Consider the following 22495-nt stretch of genomic DNA (forward strand, 5'->3'; position numbering starts at 1 on the left):
CACAGCCAATCACGTCTCGGGCAGCAGCATCAATCGGCAACGCCCCGGGCCTGATTTACTTCCGCTTTCGGCGATATAGCCGAATTGGCGGGACTTGCTACTGGCTTGACCTGGTCGCGAATGACCCGGAGCGGAATTGATCAATATCGAAGTGAATTCTTAAACGCCCGCGAACAACTGGATGTTAAAGGCAGGGCATCTAGACAAGGGCATACCTAAATGACAGGTCGCGTTTTAGCGCTTGCCGTTGCGATATCAGCGGTCGTCCTCGGCTCTGCCGCCGCCACACTTGGATTTTCAGCCGCGACCAATGTCGAGCGCAGGGCTTGCGCGGACCGGAACGCAACCGCGCGCGACGAGGTTGCGGCCTGCACGATAGTGTTGAACGATCCATCCGATCCGTCGCAACACGCAAATGCATACCACCACCGCGGCATAGGCTACCTCCGACTTTGGAGTTTGGATCGCGCTATCGCCGACTTTGATGCGGCAATCCAGTTGGATCCGAAGTTCACTTACGCTTACGCAGCGCGCGCTTTTGCCTATTGCTCGAAGGGCGAGCACGGCCGCGGGATGGAGGATGTAGAGCAGGCGATTAGGCTGGAGCCGCAGTCCGCCGAGATGATTGCAACCCGCGGCTCTTGCAATGAGAGCAAGGGCGCGTGGGAAGCGGCCCTTGCGGATTTTACCGCGGCCATCAGGCTGAACCCGAGCAAATATCAGTACTACAATTCCAGGGCCGACATCTATCGGGATCACGACAATGAGCGTGCCGCCCTGGCGGATTACGCCTCGGCTATTCGACTGAGTCCCGACAACGTTGCGTCTTACCGCAAACGCGGCAGTCTTTTCTTCGACAAGAACGAGTTCGACAGCGCGCTTGCAGATTACGATATGGTGATCAAGTTGGATCCAAGGGACAAGACCGCTTACGCGGCGCGAGCCTATCTTTACGAGCAGAAGGGGGACACCGCCCGTGCGGTGGCTGACCTCGAACAGGCCAAAAAGCTGGGCTGGAAAAACTAGACGCGGGAGGCATCGTCCACCGGGCGTTACAATAGAGCATGGAATCCCTGTCGGCGTGGATCGCAGCATATCTAATCGGCGAGTCCGATGATTGGGTACCGCGAACACTATTGGGCTGGACCAGAGTCGGGCTGCTTGCCGGTCTCATCGGGCAGGCTATCTACCTAATCCATGCATGCATCACGTTGTCGGTCCCGACGATCCTTTGGTTTAGCCTCCCGGCAAATGTATTGACGCTGGTTGTCATCCGCCGCGCTCTACGTTGGCGCTACCCCGTCTAGCAAAACTTGAGTGACGGACGGCCTTTTGTCCGCTTGTGGCCCATCACGTCATTTAGCTGCGTTGCAGAATTTGGTCGCAATCGATGCATAGCGGACTTTGGGCAAGCCGTCCGCCCTGACAAAACGTTATGGGTTCACGCCTAATCGATCGTGCCGAATCCTGCCACGGGCAGGATCCAATAGACGAGGTTGGTGCCGGTAAACGAAGCCCGAACCCGGTCGAGCAGGCGCTCGGCATCGCTTCGATCCAGGACAATCCATACGATGATCTGATCGGCGTGCCCTTTGACGCGCTCGGCCATGCTTTGGAGGCGCACTCCTGCGCCGTGTCCGGCAGCATCGGCGGCCGTGAAACCCCTCACCAGATCAGTCTGTTCGCCGAGATATTCGAACAGCTCGTCGCGGAACTGACGCGGTAGGATCAGCGTCAGGCAGACGGACTCGCTCGTCATTTGGCCCCCTTCGCAGCGCCGCCGTAGCGGCGATACAGGATCGGCAGCAGGATCAACGTCAGCAGTGTGGACGACACCAGGCCGCCGACCACGACGATGGCCAGCGGCCGCTGCACTTCGGACCCCGGACCGGAGGCGAACAACAGCGGGATCAATCCGAGCGCCGTGATACTGGCCGTCATTAGAACGGGCCGCAGTCTTCGCATGGCGCCTTCGACGACGATGCGCCCCTCGCTCAGGCCGTGAGCACGGAGCTGGTTGAAATAGGAGACGAGCACGACGCCGTTAAGCACGGCGATGCCGAGCAGTGCGATGAATCCGACCGACGCCGGAACGGATAGATATTCACCGCTCGAGACCAGCGCGAACACACCGCCAATCAGCGCGAAGGGGATGTTGACCAGCACCAGCAGGGCATGGCGCACTGAGCCGAATGTGGTGAACAGCAGCACGAAGATCAGGCCGATGGCGACCGGCACCACGACAGAGAGCCGCGCGGCGGCGCGCTGCTGGTTCTCGAACTGGCCACCCCAGGTCAGCCGATAGCCGTCTGGCAGCGGAAGCTCGGCTGCGACCTTCTGCTGAGCTGCCCGGACGAATCCGACCATGTCGCGGCCGCGGACATTAGCGCGAACCACGCTCATCCGATTGCCGTTTTCACGGTCGATCTTCACGGGCCCATCGACGCGCTGGATTCTGGCGACCTGCGACAGCGCGACGTGCTGCCCGGACGAAAGCGTCAATGGCAGGCTGGCGAGCAGTGTCGGCGCCTCCCGAGTCGTCTCGCTGCCACGGATGAGGATGGGCGTGCGGCGTCCCTCCTCGAGCGCCGTCCCGATGGTTCGGCCCTCGATCTGCGTGCGCAGCAAGTTGGCAATGGAGTCCACCGTCAGGCCGAGGCGGCCGGCCTCCATCCGGTTGACGGCGACCGTGTAATATTGGGCGCCTTCGTTGAGCGTGGTGTAGACGTCTTGGGCACCATCGATGCCGGACAGAATGGACGACAGTTTCGCCGCGATCTCATTGAGCCTGACGATGTCCGGGCCGAAGATCTTGACTGCGACGTCGCCGCGCACGCCGCTGATCATCTCCTGCACGCGCATATCGATCGGCTGGGTGAAGCTGAGCGAGATGCCGGGAAAGCCGGCCAGGACCTCGCGAAGCTTCTGCAGCAGGGCTTCCCTGTCCGCAGTCTGCCTCTCTGTCGCCGGCTTGAGCACGAGAAACGTATCGGTCTGGTTGGGGCCCATGGGATCGAGGCCGAGCTCATCCGAGCCGGTTCGGGCGATAATGCCGGCAACGTCCGGCACCTTCAACAGCGCGGATTGCAACCGGGCATTGATGGCGAGCGATTCGACCAGGTTAACGGAAGGAAGCGTCTCCACGCTGACGATGACGTCGCCCTCGTCCATCGTCGGCATGAAGGTCTTGCCGAGTTTTGTGTAGGCAAAGCCCGCAGCGATGAGGCCGATCAGCGCTGCCGCGATGACCTTGCGCTCATTCTTCAGCGCCCAATCCAGAGCAGGCGCGTAGGCGCGCTGCGCGGCTCGGATCAGGAGGGGATCGCCATGCGGGGCGGACTTGAGCATGAAGGAGGTCGCGACTGGAACGACGGTAAGCGCAAGCAGCAACGAACCGGCCAGGGCGAAAATGATTGCGAGCGCCACGGGAATGAAGAGCTTTCCCTCCAGTCCCTGAAGGGTCAGGAGCGGCACGAACACGATGATGATGATCAGCACGCCAGAAGCGACGGGTTGCAGGACTTCGGAGACCGAGCGGAACACGATGTGGATCAGCGGCGTGGCTCTGCCGGGATCGTGCTTGCTGAGATTACCAACGATGTTCTCGACCACGACCACAAGTGCATCGATCAGCATGCCAATCGCGATTGCAAGGCCGCCGAGACTCATCAGATTGGCCGACATCCCGACCGCCCGCATCGCGATCAGCGCGATGACGATGGCCAGCGGCAAGCTGAGCGCGATCACCAGCGAGGCACGCCAGTTACCTAGGAACAGCAGCAGGAGCACTATCACGAGCACAGTGGCTTCGCCGAGGGCCCGCACCACAGTGCCGACGGCACGGTTGACCAGGTGGCTCCGGTCGTAGAACACGTTGATCGAGACGCTCTCCGGCAGCGACGGTTGCAGCTCCGCGAGGCGCGCCTGGACATCGCGGACAAGCTGACCCGCATTGGCGCCGCGCAGGCCGAGCACCAGCCCTTCGACCGTCTCGCCGCGGCCGTCGGCGGTGACGGCGCCATAGCGGGTCAGCGCGCCGACCTGGACGCGTGCCACGTCATTGACTCGGATCGGAATGCCGTCGCGGGTGTCGACGACGATGGCCCGGACGTCGTCGATGCCACGAATGCTGCCTTCGATGCGAACCAGCGCGCTGTCTTCGCCCTGGTTCACGCGGCCCGCGCCGTCATTGCGGCTGTTGGTCTCGATGGCCCGGCGGAACAGGTCGTAGGAGATGCCGCGGGCGGCGAGCGCGTCGGTCCGCGGAACGATCTCGAAGGCACGGACATAGCCGCCGAGCGCGTTGACATCAGCAACGCCGGGAACGGTGCGCAAGGCCGGGCGGATCATCCAGTCGAGCAGGGTCCTCCGCTCCGCGAGCGAGAGCTCCGGGCTGTCGATGGTGAACATAAACATCTCGCCCAACGGGCTCGTGATCGGTGCAAGCCCGCCGCTCACGCCGTCCGGGAAATCGCGCGAGATGTTTGACAGGCGTTCCGAGACCTGGTTGCGCGCCCAGTAAATGTCGGTGCCGTCCTCGAAATCGACGGTAATGTCGGCCAGCGCATATTTGGTGGTCGAGCGCAGAATTTTCTTGTGGGGGAGCCCGAGCAGCTCAAGCTCGATGGGAACCGTGATGCGCTGTTCGACCTCCTCGGGGGTGAGGCCCGGCGCCTTCATGATAACCTTCACCTGAACCGGCGATACGTCCGGAAAGGCGTCGATCGGCAGGCTTGGCAGAAACACAGCGCCGGTACCGATCAGTAGCAGCGCGCATAGGACGACGAACAGCCGCTGCGAAAGTGCAAATGCGACGAGGCGCTGGAGCATCTATGGCCCTAACCCAGAGAGAATACCACGAAGCGCCGAAATGCCGCTGACGGCGATCTCGTTCTTGTCCGTGATGGGGCCGGATACCACGACGTGGTCCTGATCTTCCGCGAGCAGCGTGACCGGAACGAGGCGGAAACCGCCGTCGATGGCCACGAAGACCGAAGTCTGTTCGCCGCGGCGGACCAGCCCGCTATAAGGAATCTCCCAGGCGCTTTCGCCAGCGGAGAGGAAGCCGATGCGCGCTGCAGCCGTCTGGCCGGGATGCAGCTCTCCGTTGTTGGAGATTTCCGCGCGCACCAGAATGGTCTGGGTTGCCGCGTCCGTGGTCTCGGAGACCAGCACGACCTTGCCCGGCGTGGCATAGCCTTCGATTTCAATTTTCGCACCGGTGCGGATCGCACGGATGTTGGCCGCTGGAATTGCGATTTCTGCCCAGAGTGACGATAGCTGCGCGAGCTTAAGGAGCGGTGCGGACTGCTCGAGCCGCTGGCCTGGCGAAACCGCGATATCAACCACGGAGGCCGCCTGCGGTGCGATGACGGTCAGCCTCGAGCTGATCGCCGCCTCGTTGGTCAGCCGCGAGACCGCGCCATCGGACAGTCCGCTTAGATGCAGCATTTGACGCCGCTCTGCGACCGCGATGCTCGCCTGCCGCGCCTCGGTCTGGCTCGCCTCCAGCACACGTTGCGGCACCGCCCTGCCTGCAAACAGGTCGGCGTTGCGCTTGAGTTGCTGGGCGGCGAGAACTTCTTGCGCGATCGCTTGCAGATACTCGCGCTGCTGCGAAACGAAGCTTGGGCTTTCCAGCGTAACGAGTGGCTGGCCGCCGTTGACTCGATCTCCGCGAGCGACGGCCAGATTGGACACCATTCCTGCAACGGGAGCGCTGACGACCCACAATTGCGGCGTTGGAATCACGATCTGGGCCGGATAGGGCAGCGTTTGGTCGGTACGGCTCGATATCGGATGCGTCACCCGGACTCCGAGATTTTGAGCCTGCGCCGCGCTTAGCTTCACCTCATCTTCCGCCATCGATGCCGAAGACGGAAGAATGAACGCAAGCGCAACAAGAGCGCGGACCGTGCTCCGAAACGGGATCGGACGGAGCGTCGCCTGCCGGAGCTGCATGACGGATGTCCTCTGTCGGCGGGCAGCCGAAGCGTCCCGCGATTGCAGATTTCGCTTACTCCCCCAGAGCGCCGATGGGTTGATTTGCATCAACTGACCACAATCCACTTATCGTCCGGGAAGGGGATGCAGTCGGGTGCTTCAACGGCCTCCCTGCGGGTCGCCAGTTTTCGCAAGTTTATGTCTCGACGACCGGCCGGTATCCGCAGCGCAGTAACGATCGCGATCAAGCAATGCTGTGACGTGTTCTCGCGATTTGTCGCCTTCCTTGATCAACATCAAGGTCGCGCCGGGACAGCGATGACATAAGTAATCATGGAAAGGATATTGTCAGATCCCGCGAGGATTAAAGTCGGCAATAGTGCCGGTGGCACCCTAGCGGTCGGGGGAGCTCGGGCAGAGGGAGACAAACAGCCGTTCCGAAAGATCGTCTCCGCGTCAATCCAACTGTCTCGTGGTACGGCAAGCTTTTGATCGTTGGAGCGCTGCTCGTCGCCCTGGGATCGGAGCTCTTCCGACTGATCATCATTCTATTGACGTTGGACTGAGGGTTATTCGTTGAGAACAGGGATGATCAAGGATGATGCGCCCCAAATTTACGTTGCCCGACCTGGAGGAGAAGCTGCAAGCGTTGCAAGATGGAGCGCTTGTTCAGATCCGCCGCCGGGACTACGAGCGCCTGTTCGGATTGAACGATGCCGCGCTCGGTCGTCTGCGTAATTTCGCCCACGGGCACAAATGCGTTGCGAGTTTCGCGGACACGGCCATACTGTTTCGCAAGCGTGTCGCGTCGGTCGATGAGAAGTCTGCGCCGCGACAATAAGAACTCGCGCGGGAGATCGTCCTGTCTGTTTGGCTGAGATGCAGAGGACAGATCGGGGCGATGAGGCAGTCCTGCAAATCGCACTCAAGAGGGAAAGTCGGCCGGCTCCACGTCGATTCGATCGGCGTGAAGTGACCAGTCTCGAATCGTGCGCCCTTCACAGAATTTCAGCTTCGCCAGCAGGGCCGCTTCCGTCTCGTCGCGCGGGCCTCGGCCGCCACACGGATGGCTGCGCGTTCGGCCACGGATGGTGCGAAGCCCCAGAGGTCGACAATCCCGTTCTGGACCGTTGCGTTCAGGTTGAACGTATGCGCCCAGGGCTGCTTCCTGAGCTCGTCAAGGAGCTTCCTCTTGATGATTGAATCGGGAAGCGATGCCTCGAACGCCGGCTTTGCGCTCGCGATCGCCTGAAGCAGGTTGGCTCGGCTGACGATTCCGACGAGCTGACCTTGTTCATTGACGATCGGCACGCGTTTGATCTGGTTCTCTTCGAGCAGCATTGCGATCTCGTGCAGCGGCGTCTCGGGCGCAGCGGTTACGACGTCGCGCGTCATTATGTCCTTGACCTTGACCGCATGCGATTTGACGTAGTCGGTTGCCAGTTGAGCATCGCCGGTCAAAACACGCAGCCACCAGGAGTAGGGGCGTTCGGTACCGGCTTTGGCTCGATGCATCAGATCGCCGTCGGTCACGATCCCAAGGATCTTGTTGTCGGCATCGACGACGGGCACCGCGCTGATGCGTCGAGCAAGCAGGAGTTGCGCGACCTAGCGGACGGTGGCGTTGGCGTCGACGGTCAAAACGGGGAAACCGTCACGTCTCGTGCCTGCATGACAACCTCCCCAACAATCGCTCGGGTTCGAATTGTCGGGGCATCTTGCCGGATTGCGAGCGGTCGAGATTGATCGGGATCAAGCGGCACGACCTGCCGAGCGGTAGAAATTATCGACCTTCGAGGGAGGAGATCCGAATGACCAAGATACCGCATCGTGCCGTGGTGTTCGTCGGCGACGGACGAAAGGCGCTGTTCCTTCGTAACGAAGGCGGCGAGAAGTTCCCGAACTTGCAGATGGAAGCCGTCTTCGAGGATCAGAATCCGGCGGCTCACGACCAGGGAAGCGATAGGCCTGGCCGGGTCAGCATAGCCTCGCAGTCGGGGCACAGAAGCGCGGTGGAGATGACCGACTAGCATGAGCTCGAGGAGCGCCGCTTTGTGAAGCAAGTGGCGGCCGCGGCGGAACGCATTGTACGCGGCGAGCCGTCGACCGCACTGATCATCGTCGCTCCGCCTCGCACGCTGGCGGCGCTTCGGTCGGATTTTCATCCTGATGTGAAGCGACGGATCGTGGCGGAACTTGCCAAGGACCTCACCAGGCATCCGGTCGGCGACATCGAAAAGCATCTGCTGGACGAGTAGGGCAGCCGCGTGGTCGCGGCCTGCGTGAGGCGCTTCCGACGACAGGCGATACCAGAAGCAGTCGACCGTTGTTTCGCTTGATATGCATCAAGCCTGGAAGCGGCCAGATGCAGGATAAGAGCACATCGCCTGAGCTAACGGAGTTCGGACATGTCTTTCGCCAGCGTTATGGTCTACGTCGATCCAGAGCAGCAGGAAGAAGGGCAGATTGCCGTCGCGGAGGGCATCGCGAGCGGATTTGGGGCGTCCATCCTCGGTGTCTCGGCGATTGCAACAGAGCCCCTGATCGTTGCCGAGGGCGTTATCATCCAGGAAACGACAGCCGAGGATCTCGAGCGCATACGGGCCGCGCTGTCGGCCAAAGAGGCGTGGTTCAGACGGATTGTCCGTCTGCCAAGCGAAAAGGTTGAATGGCGCTCGGCGATCGGTTTCCCGACTGAGTTTCTGGCTGGGCAGGCCAGGGCCGCTGACCTTGTCGTCGTCAAGCGCAAGCAGCTCAGGACCAATTACCCTCGCTATCTCGATTCTGCCGGTGCCATGCTGCGGATGGGCCGCCCCACGCTTTCAGTACCGGACGGTGTGACGCAACTGGCAGGCGATCGCATCGTGGTCGGCTGGAAGGATACTCGGGAAGCGCGCCTTGCCGTTCGCGAGGCCTTGCCGCTTCTAACGCGGGCGTCGAAGGTCACGATTGCCGAAATCTGCACGTCGGACGAACAGGATATGGCACATCGCCGGGTGCAGGACGTCGCCAGCTATCTCGGACGGCACGGCGTGAGTTGCGAGCACGAAGTTCGTGTACATTCGACGGAGCCGGATGCCGGTTATCTCATTCGCTTGGCCGCGGACGTCGGCGCCGACCTCATCGTCACCGGGGCCTATGGACATAGCAGACTGGGCGAATGGATATTCGGCGGCATGACGCATAGCCTTTTGCAACAAGCGCGAGTCTGCTTGCTGATGGCCCACTAGGCCGCAACGCTCCTTCTGTTCAGGTCGACCGATGGCCGTTCAATGGCGCGATCAAGAGGACCGCGGCGCGGTTCCGATGGAGAGAAGCAATGCGGGCGTCAGATATCATGCGGACGTCGTTCGCAACGGTGAAGCCGGAAACGCCGCTGCTAGAGGCCCTCCATCTCCTGCTCGAGACCAATCAACGTGGCCTGCCGGTTCTCGATGATGAAGGGGCTTTGGTCGGCATCATTGCCGAAGGCGACTTCCTCCATCGTCGGGAGTTGGGCGTCAGTTATCCCGAGGGGTTCTGGCTCGAATGGCTACTGGGGAAGCAGGAAGGTCAGCTCGCTCGTGAGCGAACGAGGGGACTGCGGGTCGGAGCGGTCATGAGCCGTCATCCCGTTTGCGTCGAGGAGAACGCGACGATCGAGGCGGTCGTCAAGGAAATGGATATGCACCAGATCTCGCAGGTGCTGGTGCTTCGCAACAGGCAGGCCGTTGGTATCGTTGGCCGGATACAGATGCTCACAGCGCTGGAGAGCTGTCTCAGAGAGCCTCGGCAAGCCTTAAGGGAATAGGATCAGCCGGGCGGGGATATTTCGAACAATCGCGATGGGACCACTCGACAATATGCCAGGCCGGGACATTCGGCTCGATGCCTGCAGAGGGATTGCACTCTGGTTCGTCTTCATCAACCATATCCCGGGGAATGTCTGCAGTTGGCTTACGTTGAGCCATTATGGATTCAGCGACACCACCGAAGTCTTCATGTTTGTCTCGGGGCTGACGTGCACGATGGCATATGGACACGTGTTCCGAAGCGCCGGGACTTGGGCGACGATCTGTCATACGGTTCGACGAAGCTGGGAGATTTATGCGGCATTTCTGCTGCTGACGGTCTTACTGGTCGTCGCCGTTCACTGGATGGATGTCGAACTCGCAGACGATGCAAATGTTGCGATCGTCCTGCAGCAGCCGGGAGAAGCGCTGTCGCGTGCGGCGATCCTGCAATACCGGCCCGTCAATACGGATGTGCTGCCGACCTTCGTGCTCTTCCATCTGCTGTTTGCGCCGTTGCTTTTGCTTTTGCTCAGATGCCCAAATGCCACTTTGGCCGCTTCGGCCCTGCTGTACGGCCTGGTTCAGATATACGGCTGGAACCTTCGGGGGTGGCCGACGAACGACTGGTATTTCAACCCGCTCGCCTGGCAGTTCCTCGTCACGCTCGGTGGATGGTGGGTGGTGGTGGGGCGCTGGCGGCTAATGCCACTCGTGACGTCACGTCCGGTGATCATGCTGTCAGCCGCATACTTGATTTGGTCACTGGCTGTTACGATGAGTTGGATCAATCCGGCTCTCGAGCTCGCAGTTCCTCGATTCCTGAAAGGCTTGATCTACCCTATAGACAAGTCGGATCTTGATCCGCTGCGGCTGCTGCATTTCCTTGCGCTTGCGGTCTGTGTCACCAATCTCGTGCCGGCGCATTGGGCCGCTTTGCGGTCGCGCGTGCTGCTGGGAGCCGTTCGTTGCGGAGAGAATTCGCTGGAGGTTTACTGTGTAGGGGTCCTGCTGTCGCTTGCGGCTTATATCGTTTTGAGGACTGTATCTGACGGCGTGCTTGCTCAAGTCGTGGTCAGTGCCACGGGCATCGCCCTTCTCACCGTCTTTGCGACCTTGTTGACCTGGTTCACCGACCTTGCCGCGCCTCGGGTAAGACTGCTTTGATCAAGTACATCATCAGCGTTTCGCACCGTTCACGCTCCTTCAAGCGCTTTGCGCAATTTCCGGATGATGACGCCGCGTGATCGATCGTCCGCCGCGGCCTCGATCTGGTCATTGATATCGAGAAGCAGCTTGGACATATCGTTGTGCCAATCGAGGTTAACGACCGCATCGGGAGTGAGCCGGCGGCGGCGAGCAACGTCGATCGACGTCGGTGCGAAGACATCATCCAGCAACGGCGTGAAAATCTGTGCGGTCGGAACGGTTCGCTCGGCGATCCGGTTCAGAAGACCTCCGAGCGCGTGCTCTTCCCCGTGCACGATGAACAGACCACGATGAATGGGACGGCGCGCGGCTATCCAGCGCGCAAGTTCGGGACCGTCGGCGTGCCCGGAGTATTCGTCGATATACCGAATTCTCGCCGCAACCTTGATTTCCTCACCCTGGATCCTCACCGCCTTCGCGCCATCGCGCAAGAAGCGGCCCAAGGTACCTTGGGCCTGGAATCCCGCGAGAAGGACCGTGCCCTTCCTGCGCCATAACCATCGCTTCAGATGATGGCGGATGCTGCCGGCGTCGCACATTCCGCTTGCGGCAATGATGATGTGAAAGCCGGAGAGCCTGGCGATCGATTTGCTCTCGTCAACGGTTTCCGTGAAGTGCAACTGATTGAACGTAAGAAGTCGGTCCAGATCGACGGTCGGGTCGAGGCTCGCCGCGTTATTCCTGAAGACCTCCGTCGCACGGATCGCCAAAGGCGAATCCAGGAAGATCGGTGCGGTCGGAATCTCACCACGGGCCATCAAGTCGGCCAGATCGACGATCAACTCCTGGGTCCGTTCTACCGCGAAGGCAGGGATCAGCAGCGCGCCGCGTCCGCTGGCGGCGTCGCGCACCTCCTGGGCCAGATGCGAGCGACGCAGCGCGTGCGTTGTGGACGGGCGGTCGCTATCGCCGTAGGTCGACTCGCAAAACACGTAGTCACGGTGGTCGGGCCCTCCGGATCCGGCTCCAGCAGTTTGGCATTTGGGCCGATGTCACCCGACATCAAGACACGCAATGGTCCTCCGTTTCTGCCTTGATCGGCGAATTCCAGCTCGATCGCCCGCCCCATGCGAGGCAGCCGTTGCATGACGCGACGACCTCTTTCATCGCTTCGACGCCGGATGTCATGAAATTGGCGGAGCTGACGAGGAACGCAGCGATTTCCATGTCCGAATAGCGATAGTGCACGAGATCCTCGACAATTGCGCCGATCTCGGGAGCCTCAAGCGTCTTGCCCTGAATCTTGGCGCGAACCGCGTCCAGACTGGGTGGGGAGGGAGCGGGGGTCACTGCAGTATAACTGCCTGCGGGTCGCCCAAAGCGCCGAAACGCGGGCTCCGCCATGCCAAGCTCGTTGGGCCCGACTAGGCTGTCATCGTCGGTGAGAGTACCGTCGCCAGTTGCGTCTTCGAGTCGCTGCGCAGCTCGACCCTGGAAAAGCCTCGAAACAGGTCCGGCCGCAGTGCGGTAGACCGGCGGGAGATCACAACGACGTTCTCCCGGCCGGTATCGAGATTGATACGGCGGGATTTGAGCTGGGCGCGGACGGCTACGATGTCACTCATCGACAGGGAGATCTTTGTTGCAACAGAATACCGATGCGACCGAGCGGCATGTTGACCCAGATCATTGCTGCTGTTGGCTGGCCGGATCAGTGAACCAGCCACGATGGCAAATCAATCGATTTCAGCCTGGTAAAGCGAGACGCGAAGATGGCTTGAGTCATGCCAGGTTTTTACGCATCCATCTTGCGTAGCCGATCGCGGTTACGCAGTTCGATCTGACGCGCACCGGAAAAGCCGAGAACGCCTTGCGCTTGGAGCTGAGAGAGCGCGCGCGAGACCGTTTCGAGAGTGAGCCCGAGATAGTCGCCGATGTCGCGCCGGCACATCGGCAGCGCTATCATGCCGGTGACGGAGAGACGCCGGTCCATATCGAGAAGGAAATTCGCAATCCGTTCCAGCGCGTTCTTGCGCCCGAGGAGCAGCATGTGATTTTCCGCCCGCTTCAGCTCGCCGGCGGTCATGATCCAAAGCTTGCGGGCAACACTGACGTCGGCGCCTGCGGCCCTTTCAAGAGAGTTGCGCTTGATAAGGCGCACCGTCGTATCCACGATAGCCTCAGCAGCGAGCCGGTGAACCGAGCTGGCTTCCAGACCAAAAACGTCGCCGGGCAGGTGGAATGCACCAATCTGACGACGTCCGTCTGACAAAAGCCTGTAGCTGCGCACTGCACCGGACGTCACCTGGTAGACGTATTCAGCCGGCTCATCCTCGCCGAAAATCTCCTCGTCCTTCTTGTAAGTGAACTCGCTGGCGACCAGGCCGACATGGCCGGTAATGCCGGCGAATTGGTCGGAGACGTGGTTGGGGGCAGCGATCGGCGTGGTGGTGGGTGCGTTTGTGAGCATGTCCATCTCCCTCGTGATGGACAGACGGTACGTGACTGCATTCAGGAATGATATTTCGCAGGAATCCCTAAGGAGAACTACTTACTCTTCCTAGGGTGGGGAGCGGAGCGATATAGCTGCTTGAGCAGAAACGTCCCCTGCATCCAGAGGAATGTCGGGACTGGTGACGTACACGTTCAGGATCGGATGATTGGAAATCCGCGTTGACGACTTTCGTGGGGCGCTCCGGAAGCCAAGCCTGTCTCGGGTGGTCCTCATCGCCCTCTAGTCAGGCGCAGATCGCCTAGGAATGTCGGAATGTGGCCTCGGACTTGCGTCTCCTTAACGTGCCGCTGGACTGGTTGCTTTTCTTAAGTGGCTTCGCCTCCATGCCACTGATCGTTTTGCGAGACCGGCTGGCGATGCTGGATGTCCAAGCCGTCTAGATCGAGATACGCCAATTTCGGGTCAACAGCAGACCTGCCGGATTTGGCCTACGGGAGCCCATTTCATCGTCTGAAAGCCAAGCGGCGGGCCGGCGGTAGTCACCGGCGAGGTCTACATAGCTTGAAGCGGGGGCACGTGACTGAAGCTTTGGCGAATGGTTTCGGCGACCTTCAGTTGGGTCGCAGAGCACGGGAGCGCTTGATCGCAGCAGATACAACCCGGTCGTAAGCTTCAAGGGCGGCGTCGGTTGCCAACTGGATCATCTCTCGATACCGGGCGTCGGTCACCTGAGTGAAACTTTGGCGAATGGCTTCGGCGAGTTCATAGTCGCTCACAGTGGGCTGCCCGAGCGTGGCTCGTCCTGTGAGTTGGCTGAACAAGTTTAGTCGGTAGGTGTCCGCTGCAACTTCCCAAACCCAGTCTTGCAGGTTCACTGCCTTGCGCATCTTTCCGACTGCTTTGAACGCCTGAAGACCCGGATAGAATAGCCGCAACCGTTGCGCTTCGCCTCCAACCTGAGCTTGAAAAAGAAAGTCGATGCGCAACTTCAAGTAGGCGGGTCCTCATCTTTCTCAACAATGCGCTGTGCTGCACGGCGTTGCAGCGCACCGCGACGGATTATTGAACTCGAGCGAAAGCGACGTCGCATGAGCGTCGCTGACGATACCGACTGGCCTGCGCTTAAACGCTGGTCTCCGCTCCTCCCTTCAGCGTCACGGGAATAGTGAGATAGCGTACCCCGTTGGCTTCGGCCGGCGGGAATTTGCCGGCGCGAATATTGACCTGGATGGAGGGCAGCAGCAACCTCGGCGCCGAGAGCTTGGCGTCGCGCGCCTGGCGCAGGGCCACGAACTCATCCTCCGTGACGCCCTCCTTGACCTGGACGTTCTTCTCGCGCTCCTCGCGGACCGTTGTCTCCCACGCATAGGTGTCGCGGCCGGGAGCCCTATAGTCGTGACACATGAACAGCCGCGTTTCGGGCGGCAGCGCCAGGAGCCGCTGTATCGATCGGTAGAGCTTGTGCGCGTCGCCGCCGGGGAAGTCGGCGCGCGCCGTGCCGTAGTCCGGCATGAACAGGGTGTCGCCGACGAACACGGCATCCTCGATCTTGTAGGAGACGTCGGCAGGCGTGTGCCCGGGCGTGTAGATCACCTCCACGTCGAGTTCGCCGATCCTGAAGCGCTCGCCGTCCCGGAAGAGCCGGTCGAAGTCGCTGCCGTCGGTCTTCAGGTCGGTGGCGTTGAATATCGGCCGGAAGATGCGCTGCACGTCCTTGATGTGCTCGCCGATGCCGATTCTGGCACCGGTCTTCGCCTTGATGAAAGGGGCGCCGGAGAGGTGGTCGGCATGGGCATGCGTCTCGAGCACCCAGTCGATCGTGTGGCCTGCATCTTCTGCGGCCTTCAACATCGCCTCGACCGAGCGCGTGTCCACCTCGCCCGAGTTGTGGTCGTAGTCAAACACCGGGTCGATGATGGCAGCCCTCTTCGTCGCCGGATCGGCGACCAGATAGCTCACCGTATTGGTCGGCTCGTCGAAGAACGCGCGGATGATGGGTTGTCCTGACATGGCTGGAACCTCCTGATGCCACCGGGTTGGTTGGTCTTGACAAATATATTAGCGATAGCTAAATAAGCAATAGCTAAAATAAGGAGTGGCCAATGGCCTCCCGAGCCTTCGATCTGGAGACTTTCGAAAAGCAGGCGGTTGAAGTCGCCGGAATACTGCGCGCGCTCGCCAACGAGCGTCGGCTGATGATCCTGTGCAACCTCGTCGAATGCGGCGAGAGCAACGTGAATGCCCTCGCGGAAGCCGTGGGGCTGTCGCAATCGGCCCTGTCGCAGCACCTCGCCAGGATGCGCGAGGAGGGCCTTGTCACCTTTCGGCGCGAAAGCCAGACGATCTGGTACCGCATCGCCGATCCACGCATCGAGCAACTCTTTGCCACGCTGCACAGGCTCTTTTGCAAACCCGCCAAGGCGAAGAATTAATTCGGGACAGTAGAGGAGCAAATCATGTCGCTGCCCACAATCAAGCCAACCGACGCGCGCCGACTTGTCGAGAGCGGCGCTCTCCTGATCGACATCCGCGAAGTCGATGAGCACGCCCGCGAGAAGATTCCCGGCGCGCGGCACATGCCCCTGTCGAAGCTCGACGGGATCGACCTCGCCGTGCATCAGGGCAAGCCGGTCATCTTTCACTGCAAAAGCGGCGCCCGCACTCAGGCCAACGCGTCACGGCTCGCGGCGAAGCTTGGCGAAACCTGCGAAGCATTTATCGTCGAAGGCGGGCTCGACGCGTGGCGCAAGGCCGGCCTGCCGGTCATGCGCGACCGGCACCAACCGCTGGAGCTGCAGCGCCAGGTGCAGATTGGCGCCGGCAGTCTTGCTGTCGTGGGCACGCTGCTTGGCCTTCTTGTGTCGCCGTGGTTCTTCGCTGTGCCTGCCTTCGTCGGCGCCGGGCTGATCACGGCCGGCCTCACCGGCTTTTGCGGCATGGCCCGCATTCTAATGCGCGCGCCTTGGAATCGCGGCGTCTACGGCTCGCCCNGAGCCGTAGACAGCGGTTTGAAATGAGGAGTCGCCCACTATGCTGTCGCTGACCCAAGGCGCGTTCGGCCTCGCCTCCGGCTCGTTGGTCGGCTTTTCGCTAGGGCTGCTTGGAGGCGGCGGCTCGATTTTGGCCGTGCCGCTCCTCGTCTATCTGGTCGGTGTGTCGGATCCGCACGTGGCGATCGGGACCAGCGCGATCGCCGTCGCGGCGAACGCTGCCGCGAACCTCTTCAATCACGCCCGCGCCGGCAATGTGAAGTGGCGCTGTGCCTCCGTATTCGCACTCGCAGGCGTGGCCGGCGCGTTCCTCGGCTCTACCCTCGGCAAGATCGTCGAGGGCCAGAAGTTGCTGGCGTTGTTCGCCATTGTCATGATGGTGGTGGGCACGTTGATGCTGAAGGGCCGCTCCGGCGCGGGTGAGCCGTCGGTCCGGCTCAACCGGGGGAACCTGCCGAAGCTTCTCGCCCTGGGGCTTGTCACGGGAGCCTTGTCGGGCTTCTTCGGGATCGGCGGCGGCTTCCTGATCGCGCCGGCGCTCATCGCTGCCACCGGCATGCCGATCCTCTATGCGGTCGGCTCCTCTCTGGTGGCGGTGACCGCCTTTGGGCTGACTACGGCGGCCAACTACGCCCTGTCCGGCCTCGTGGATTGGTATCTTGCCGCGTTGTTTATCTTAGGCGGCGTTCTCGGCGGACTCTTTGGCGCCCGCTCCGCCGGCTCGCTCGCCGGGCGCAAAGGTGCATTGAACACCGTGTTCGCGGCGCTCATATTTGCGGTGGCGATCTACATGCTGGTCCGCAATCTCGGCTTCATCTGATTGAGATCCTCACAACAAATGATCGAAGGTCGCCTTCGGATCGAAATTCTTAGTGCGAGCATAGACGTATGCGTTACCCCGCGGAAGCGGACGACGCATTACACGTCCTAGTCCTCCGGTGTTCGATTGGCAAACTTGCGGGAAGCCGCTCGACGGATCTGGGAGCGGACCGGACGTCTGGCAAAGCTGCCAATCGACGAATAAAGGAGTGTGATTTCGAGCGCGCCATATAGCGCGAGTATCATCAGCGCCTTGATTGCTTCGCTAGTCATTTCGCGATCCTCCAACAGCCGATCTAAATCGGGTGCCTCTCACGTCGCGCGACCTCGGTAATGGCATGGCCTAGACGAGGCTCGTAGACGGTCTGAGTCGTCGCCTTCACAATCATTTCCGGATGGGGCGGGCGGGCGGTCAGTGTGGTCGCTACGATGGCGATGCTGGCGAGCAGCACGGAGACGACCACCTTTAGGTGCGTTGCCTTATCCGCGGTGTAGATCGAGTGATTCATTGCAGGCCCCTGGTCATCGAGCCAAATGCGTGCTGGCGAAGCCTTTCTAAAGCATCCGCCGGGCGGCCGAAATTTGGGGGCTTCACCTAAGTAAGTATCCGTAGGACGGGAGGCGGCGCGGCTCGCGCCCACCCAACATGCGCCCGGCGCTTCACGAGGAGAGTGAGGCGGACTTTGAGAATCCTCAAATCGCACCCAATCCGGGACGTTAGGCTCTTCCGGCAACGATCGCCGAACCGGTGTCTTATGTCACGCAGTATCTTTTGCCGATGTCTAAAATGGATAGGCGTCTCGGTGTGGAGCCTGGTGCTTGTCCTCGGGTCCGGTGCCTGTTGGGGCGACGATCTCTATAGAGAACAAGAGACTTACTCGACGAGGAGCCTTGCTCCCCTCGTGAAACGCATCTCGCCGGCTGTGGTAGGGATACGAAGCTGGGGCGTGCCGTCCGAGCCGCGAATATTCGATCCGGAAGCCGGATTTCCAGATCCTCCTACACCTCGAGAGCTGCAGGGAGCGGGCGTAATCGTGGATGCCCTGGCAGGGCTGATCGTCACCGCAGATCACCTGGTTGCAAACGCAACGGTCGTAAAAGCATTGCTCCAGGATGGGCGAGCCCTGAACGCCGTTCTGCTGGCCCGATCCGAGCGAGATGACGTTGCGCTACTGCGGATCGCTGCTGATAACCTTCGAGCACTGGCTTTGGAGAAACCTGGCGCGCTTGAGGTGGGAGAGCTCGTCCTGGCGATCGGCGATCCCCAGGATTGGGGACAGAGCGTGACATTTGGCATCGTTTCAGCGTTGCATCGTTCGTGTCCAGGCATTGCCAATAGCGATCTGGTCCAATCAGACGTGCTTGTGGGCCAGGGGAACTCGGGAGGCGCGCTGGTGAATATACGAGGCAAGCTGATCGGAGTGATCGTCGCGCGAAGAGGTGGTTTTGCCTTTGCGGCACCGGTCGACGCGGTCACGAGGCTTTTTGTGTCCGCCCAATAGGAGCGGGCTGATCCCAGCCGTCTGCGTCAAAGATCTTGCCGCGGTCCTCGTCCTCTGACCGTCGGAATCCATCCGAATTCCGATCCAGAAGTATGCATGTCAGTGAGGGGCGCGTCGGCTGCGCCCGGAATAGGCCGCAACCAGCCCGACCAGGCCTGTGACAAGGAGTATCGTAACAAAGGTCTGAATCAAGCCGAAGTTCAGCGCGTCACGCGCCACGAACAGCGCAGTGATCGGCGCTGCGATGACAAAGAGAATCCGAACGATCCATCCAAGCATGGTTGCCTCGATGCGCGAGCGATTTAGCCCGCAGCCACCATGTCTTTCCCCGACTCGGCCAAATACTCCGAGTAAGTATAGCGGAGGTGGTCGTGAACCTCCTTGACGCCATTGGTGTTCTCGGCGGCGACGATCGTCGCCCGCCGGGCCTCATCGGTGGTGATGAGGCCGTGCAAATGGACGATGCCTCTGCGGACATTCACTTCAAAGCCGATCGGACGCCAGTCGGTTGCGTTGACCTTGCGCGTGATGCGCTCGCGAATGTGCTCATCATCGGCGGTCGGGTCGGGAATTTCATGCGCGAGGCTCGCCATGGCTTGCAGCAGATTCGTCCTCGTGACAATTCCGACCGGCGCCTTGCCCCGCATCACCGGGACGCGTTTGATGTCGTGCTTTTCCATCAGGTCGACCAGATCGGCCAGCGAGGTCTCTTCCTGCACTGAGATAACGTGCCGCGTCATGACATCTTCGACCTTGCGGCTGCGTTCGTGAATGAATTCGGCGGCCGCCCGTGCCGGTCCCATGAAGAACTTCAACCAGGCGGCGTGCTTGCGACCGGTGCCGATCTCGCTGCGGCGAAGGAAGTCGCTTTCCGAGACGACGCCGACGAGGTTGCCGGCATCGTCGATGACGGGTAGGCCGCTGATGTGCATTCGAAGCATGATCTTGGCGGCTCCTCCGACCGTGCTGTGCGGCGTCACGGCGACGACGTCTTTGGTCATGACATGATGTGCGCGCATGATATGCCCTCAAAGGTCGATGATGCTCCGACTTCCATGATTGGGGCGAGGCTGCGGCTGGGGGCAGCCTCGCTCCGTTGAGGCCCTCAGGCCGCCCTCACGTTGATCGTCTTGGCCGGCTTCTGCGCCTCTTCGGTCTTCGGAAGCGTGACCATCAGCACGCCGTTCTTGAAGGTCGCCTCGATCTTGTCGGCGTTGACGCTGTCCGGCAGGGTGAAATACCGCTCGAAGGTGCCGTAGCGGCGCTCGGAGACGTAGTAGTCCTTCTTCTTTTCCTCGGTCTCTTCCCGCTTCTCACCCTTGATGGTGAGGGCGCCGTTTGCGACCGTAATGTTGATGTTCTTTTCGTCGAGGCCAGGCAGCTCAGCCGTGATCTCGTACGCCTTGTCGCTTTCGGCGACGTCGACGGCCGGCCCAGAGATCGACTTGGAAAGGTCGCGTTCGAGCCGCGCGAGCGATCGGAACGGCCGATTCCAGAAGCCGCTGCCGAAATCGTCGAAGATCTGGTCGATTTCGTTTCTCAGTGCCTGAAACGGCCGCCATGTCTCGCTGCCGACTGCGGGCGCGCGGGACGGTTTCGTGACAGGTACTTTTGTCTCGGTTGCCATGATGATTTCTCCTTCGAGGTTTGACCATCTCGGTCGCCTGGAAGAATAGTCACGGTCATCGGTCGGAGGTTGATTTCGCTCAAATTCGCGAGCAGCGCCGCAAAGGTGTTTCGAGCTGCCCGGGTTACAGTCGCGCTTAGTTGGATTCACTGGAAAAAGGTGGTGAGTGAGGCCTCGTTCAACGCGGCGCGAGCTCGGCGATCAGCGCCCATCCGACGGAGCAAAATGCGGCAGAGAGACAGACATTTCTCGATCGACAGCCGAGATCATATGCGTCGGCTATGCATCCGGTCTCCTCGGCATCCAGTGGTCGCCGAGTTTCACGTAGGAGCGCTTCACGGCCGCCCAGGCCGTTCGGTGTGCGATCTCTTCCTGTCGGAGGTCCCCGACATGCGAGGCAAAGGAGTGATTGAACGCTTCCCGGTAGATGTCCATGGCATGAGGCGGCAAGTGGTGTCGTACTCCCGCGGGAAGGTCTTCGTTTGAACGATAGGGCATCGTCGCATCCTGTGCTGGCAGGACGTCGCAGCTACATCGCCAAGTCGGGCTCGGGCAACCGCTCGCGCTTCGGCTCCGCAATTTCCGTCATCGTCGCTTCCGTCAGAAGCAGCACGCTCGCGACGGAAACCGCGTTTTCAAGCGCGGTCCGTACGACCTTCACCGGGTCGACGATGCCGGCCTCCACGAGGTCGACATAGACCTTCCGGGCGGCGTCGAAGCCGAAGTTACCCTCGCTGGCGAGCATCCGTGCAACCACGACGCCGCCGTCAGTCGCGGAATTTTCGGCGATCTGACGCGCGGGGGCTTCGAGTGCGCGCCTCAGGATCTGTAAGCCGGTTCGTTCGTCGCCCTCGCACGCGGCCTCCTCCTCGGCCACAGCTGCGAATGCCCGAAGCAGTGCTAGGCCTCCGCCCGGAACTATGCCTTCCGCGACCGCAGCTTTCGTCGAGCTGATCGCATCGTCCAGCGCTTCTTTCTTCGCCTTCATCTCGGCCTCGGTCGGTGCTCCCACCCGGATCACGGCGACGCCACCTGACAGCTTGGCAAGGCGCTCCTCGAGCTTCTCGCGATCGTAGCCGCTGGTCGTTTTCTCGATCTCGACGCGAATTTGAGCCAGCCGTGCGTCAATGCGGGCGCGATCGCCTCCACTGCCGATCAGGGTGGTATTCTCCTTGTCGGAGACCACGCGCGCGGCGCGACCGAGTTGCTGCAGGGTGGCGCTTTCCAGCTTCAGGCCAATCTCCTCCGAGATCACCTGCGCGCCGGTGAGTATGGCAATGTCCTCCAGCATGGCTTTGCGCCGATCGCCGAAACCGGGCGCCTTGACGGCGCAGGCCTTGAGCACGCCGCGTAGTTGATTGACGATGAGGGTGGCCAGAGCTTCGCCCTCGATGTCCTCGGCGATGATCAGAAGCGATCGGCCGCTTTTGGCGACTTGCTCGAGCAGGGGGACCAGATCCCGCAGCGCGCCGATCTTGTGATCGCACAACAGGACATGGGGATCCTCCAACACAGCTTCCATCCGGTCGGCGTCCGTGACGAAATACGGCGAGAGGAATCCGCGATCGAATTTCATACCTTCGACGACGTCCAGGAGGGTCTCTGTCGTCTTGGATTCCTCGACCGAAATCACGCCGTCGCCGCCGACTTTTTCGAGCGCATCTGCCACCAGCTCGCCGATGGAGACGTCGTTGTGCGCTGAAATCGTGGCGACCTGTACTTTCTCCGCCCTGGTCTTCACCGGTTTCGCCATGGCATGCAACGCCGCGATGGCAGCCTGTGTTCCGCGATCGAGGCCGCGCTTGAGGTCGATCGCGCTTGCACCGGCGACGACATTTCGAACGCCGTCGGCGAGGATGGCATGAGCGAGGATCGTGGACGTGCTGGTGCCGTCGCCCACGACATCGCCGGTTTTCTCGGCTGCTTGTCGCAGTACCTGAGCGCCCAGATTCTCTTCCGCGTCTTTGAGATCGAATTCCTTGGCAATAGTAACACCATCGTTGCAGACGATCGGCGCGCCCCACGCCTTCTGGATCAGAACGGACTTCGACTTCGGGCCCAGGGTTACGCGTATGGCGTCTGCAAGCAGGGATGCGCCGCGTAAGACTTTTTCACGGGCCTCTGAGTGAAACAGGACTCGTTTGTGCGCCATTTGAATGCCTCAGATGTGCTGCCCGTTGCCAATGCGATCTGCGCGCCAGTGTGTACGACTGCGCTTGGCTTAAACTTGATCCTGGTCA

The 22495-nt window shown here is 61.0% G+C and carries 22 protein-coding genes and 3 pseudogenes; 10 read left to right on the top strand and 15 right to left on the bottom strand.

Translation table 11 applies throughout. The features are described from left to right. Positions 1–219: 219 nt before the first annotated feature. Complete coding sequence (locus tag AYJ54_RS41065) at positions 220–1026, top strand: tetratricopeptide repeat protein (RefSeq protein ID WP_063708179.1); 807 nt, start codon at positions 220–222, stop codon at positions 1024–1026. 421 nt (positions 1027–1447) lie between these two features. On the opposite strand, the gene AYJ54_RS41075 is transcribed toward AYJ54_RS41065, so the two are convergent. From AYJ54_RS41075 to AYJ54_RS41085, 3 genes are read right to left on the bottom strand one after another with little or no spacing between them, the layout of a single operon-like run. Beyond that, entirely contained in the window at positions 1448–1759 is a 312-nt protein-coding gene (locus AYJ54_RS41075; RefSeq protein WP_063708181.1) for a DUF3240 family protein, read from the bottom strand. Further along, positions 1756–4830 carry an efflux RND transporter permease subunit gene (locus AYJ54_RS41080; RefSeq protein ID WP_063708182.1) on the bottom strand — a complete coding sequence of 1025 codons (3075 nt, stop codon included), beginning with the start codon at positions 4828–4830 and terminating at the stop codon, positions 1756–1758. The genes AYJ54_RS41075 and AYJ54_RS41080 overlap by 4 nt, the downstream gene beginning before the upstream one ends. Beyond that, entirely contained in the window at positions 4831–5961 is a 1131-nt protein-coding gene (locus tag AYJ54_RS41085) for an efflux RND transporter periplasmic adaptor subunit (protein WP_063708183.1), read from the bottom strand. A gap of 580 nt (positions 5962–6541) precedes the next feature. On the opposite strand from AYJ54_RS41085, the gene AYJ54_RS41090 reads away from it, so the two are divergent. Continuing rightward, a complete protein-coding gene (locus AYJ54_RS41090; RefSeq protein ID WP_063708184.1) occupies positions 6542–6784 on the top strand; it encodes a hypothetical protein in 243 nt (80 codons plus the stop codon). 167 nt (positions 6785–6951) lie between these two features. On the opposite strand, the gene AYJ54_RS41095 is transcribed toward AYJ54_RS41090, so the two are convergent. Beyond that, a complete protein-coding gene (locus tag AYJ54_RS41095; protein WP_245329268.1) occupies positions 6952–7515 on the bottom strand; it encodes a CBS domain-containing protein in 564 nt (187 codons plus the stop codon). A 239-nt stretch (positions 7516–7754) separates the two neighbouring features. Between AYJ54_RS41095 and AYJ54_RS41100 the strand changes: the two are divergent. The 4 genes and pseudogenes from AYJ54_RS41100 to AYJ54_RS41115 all read left to right on the top strand — a co-directional run bounded on the left by AYJ54_RS41100 (position 7755) and on the right by AYJ54_RS41115 (position 10880). Continuing rightward, a pseudogene (locus AYJ54_RS41100) lies at positions 7755–8201 on the top strand (baeRF12 domain-containing protein). Between the two features lie 150 nt (positions 8202–8351). After that, positions 8352–9173, top strand: a complete 822-nt coding sequence (locus tag AYJ54_RS41105; RefSeq protein WP_063708185.1) for a universal stress protein — start codon at positions 8352–8354, stop codon at positions 9171–9173. 89 nt (positions 9174–9262) lie between these two features. Continuing rightward, positions 9263–9733 (top strand): CBS domain-containing protein, encoded by a 471-nt coding sequence (locus AYJ54_RS41110; protein ID WP_063708186.1) that lies wholly within the window; start codon positions 9263–9265, stop codon positions 9731–9733. A 34-nt stretch (positions 9734–9767) separates the two neighbouring features. Then, positions 9768–10880: an OpgC domain-containing protein gene (locus AYJ54_RS41115; RefSeq protein ID WP_063708187.1), complete on the top strand. Its 1113-nt coding sequence runs from the start codon at positions 9768–9770 to the stop codon at positions 10878–10880. Positions 10881–10909: 29 nt separating this feature from the next. Here the strand turns inward: AYJ54_RS41115 and AYJ54_RS41120 are convergent. From AYJ54_RS41120 to AYJ54_RS41140, 5 genes and pseudogenes are all read right to left on the bottom strand, one after another. Next, positions 10910–11982 (bottom strand): annotated as a pseudogene (locus tag AYJ54_RS41120) (MBL fold metallo-hydrolase); the annotation flags it as partial. A gap of 61 nt (positions 11983–12043) precedes the next feature. Continuing rightward, a pseudogene (locus tag AYJ54_RS48425) lies at positions 12044–12487 on the bottom strand (thymidine phosphorylase); the annotation flags it as partial. Positions 12488–12657: 170 nt separating this feature from the next. Beyond that, positions 12658–13332, bottom strand: a complete 675-nt coding sequence (locus AYJ54_RS41130) for a helix-turn-helix domain-containing protein (RefSeq protein WP_430641462.1) — start codon at positions 13330–13332, stop codon at positions 12658–12660. A gap of 596 nt (positions 13333–13928) precedes the next feature. Then, entirely contained in the window at positions 13929–14309 is a 381-nt protein-coding gene (locus tag AYJ54_RS41135) for a hypothetical protein (RefSeq protein ID WP_245329269.1), read from the bottom strand. A gap of 130 nt (positions 14310–14439) precedes the next feature. Then, positions 14440–15327, bottom strand: a complete 888-nt coding sequence (locus AYJ54_RS41140; RefSeq protein WP_063708190.1) for an MBL fold metallo-hydrolase — start codon at positions 15325–15327, stop codon at positions 14440–14442. A 92-nt stretch (positions 15328–15419) separates the two neighbouring features. Between AYJ54_RS41140 and AYJ54_RS41145 the strand changes: the two genes are divergently transcribed. The 3 genes from AYJ54_RS41145 to AYJ54_RS41155 all read left to right on the top strand — a co-directional run bounded on the left by AYJ54_RS41145 (position 15420) and on the right by AYJ54_RS41155 (position 17127). Continuing rightward, positions 15420–15749 carry an ArsR/SmtB family transcription factor gene (locus AYJ54_RS41145; RefSeq protein ID WP_063708191.1) on the top strand — a complete coding sequence of 110 codons (330 nt, stop codon included), beginning with the start codon at positions 15420–15422 and terminating at the stop codon, positions 15747–15749. Between the two features lie 24 nt (positions 15750–15773). Then, on the top strand, positions 15774–16307 hold a 534-nt coding region (locus AYJ54_RS41150; protein WP_136624295.1), incomplete at its 3' end, for a rhodanese family protein. Between the two features lie 40 nt (positions 16308–16347). Beyond that, positions 16348–17127 (top strand): sulfite exporter TauE/SafE family protein, encoded by a 780-nt coding sequence (locus AYJ54_RS41155; RefSeq protein WP_063708193.1) that lies wholly within the window; start codon positions 16348–16350, stop codon positions 17125–17127. Positions 17128–17422: 295 nt separating this feature from the next. On the opposite strand, the gene AYJ54_RS41160 is transcribed toward AYJ54_RS41155, so the two are convergent. After that, a complete protein-coding gene (locus AYJ54_RS41160; protein WP_063708194.1) occupies positions 17423–17635 on the bottom strand; it encodes a hypothetical protein in 213 nt (70 codons plus the stop codon). 393 nt (positions 17636–18028) lie between these two features. Between AYJ54_RS41160 and AYJ54_RS41165 the strand changes: the two genes are divergently transcribed. Further along, entirely contained in the window at positions 18029–18628 is a 600-nt protein-coding gene (locus AYJ54_RS41165; RefSeq protein ID WP_201724317.1) for a trypsin-like peptidase domain-containing protein, read from the top strand. 99 nt (positions 18629–18727) lie between these two features. Here AYJ54_RS41165 and AYJ54_RS41170 read toward each other — a convergent pair whose 3' ends face one another. The 5 genes from AYJ54_RS41170 to groL all read right to left on the bottom strand — a co-directional run bounded on the left by AYJ54_RS41170 (position 18728) and on the right by groL (position 22407). Then, on the bottom strand, positions 18728–18907 hold the full coding sequence (locus tag AYJ54_RS41170) for a hypothetical protein (RefSeq protein WP_063708196.1): 180 nt from the start codon (positions 18905–18907) through the stop codon (positions 18728–18730). A 23-nt stretch (positions 18908–18930) separates the two neighbouring features. Then, positions 18931–19647, bottom strand: a complete 717-nt coding sequence (locus tag AYJ54_RS41175) for a CBS domain-containing protein (protein ID WP_063708197.1) — start codon at positions 19645–19647, stop codon at positions 18931–18933. Positions 19648–19733: 86 nt separating this feature from the next. Then, positions 19734–20255: an Hsp20/alpha crystallin family protein gene (locus AYJ54_RS41180; RefSeq protein WP_063708198.1), complete on the bottom strand. Its 522-nt coding sequence runs from the start codon at positions 20253–20255 to the stop codon at positions 19734–19736. A 279-nt stretch (positions 20256–20534) separates the two neighbouring features. After that, positions 20535–20753, bottom strand: coding sequence for a ChaB family protein (locus AYJ54_RS41185; protein ID WP_063708199.1), 219 nt, complete (start codon positions 20751–20753; stop codon positions 20535–20537). A 31-nt stretch (positions 20754–20784) separates the two neighbouring features. Next, on the bottom strand, positions 20785–22407 hold the full coding sequence (gene groL, locus AYJ54_RS41190; protein WP_063708200.1) for a chaperonin GroEL: 1623 nt from the start codon (positions 22405–22407) through the stop codon (positions 20785–20787). Between the last annotated feature and the right edge of the window lie 88 nt (positions 22408–22495).

Source organism: Bradyrhizobium centrolobii (assembly GCF_001641635.1).
In the GTDB taxonomy this organism is placed as follows: Bacteria; Pseudomonadota; Alphaproteobacteria; order Rhizobiales; family Xanthobacteraceae; genus Bradyrhizobium; species Bradyrhizobium centrolobii.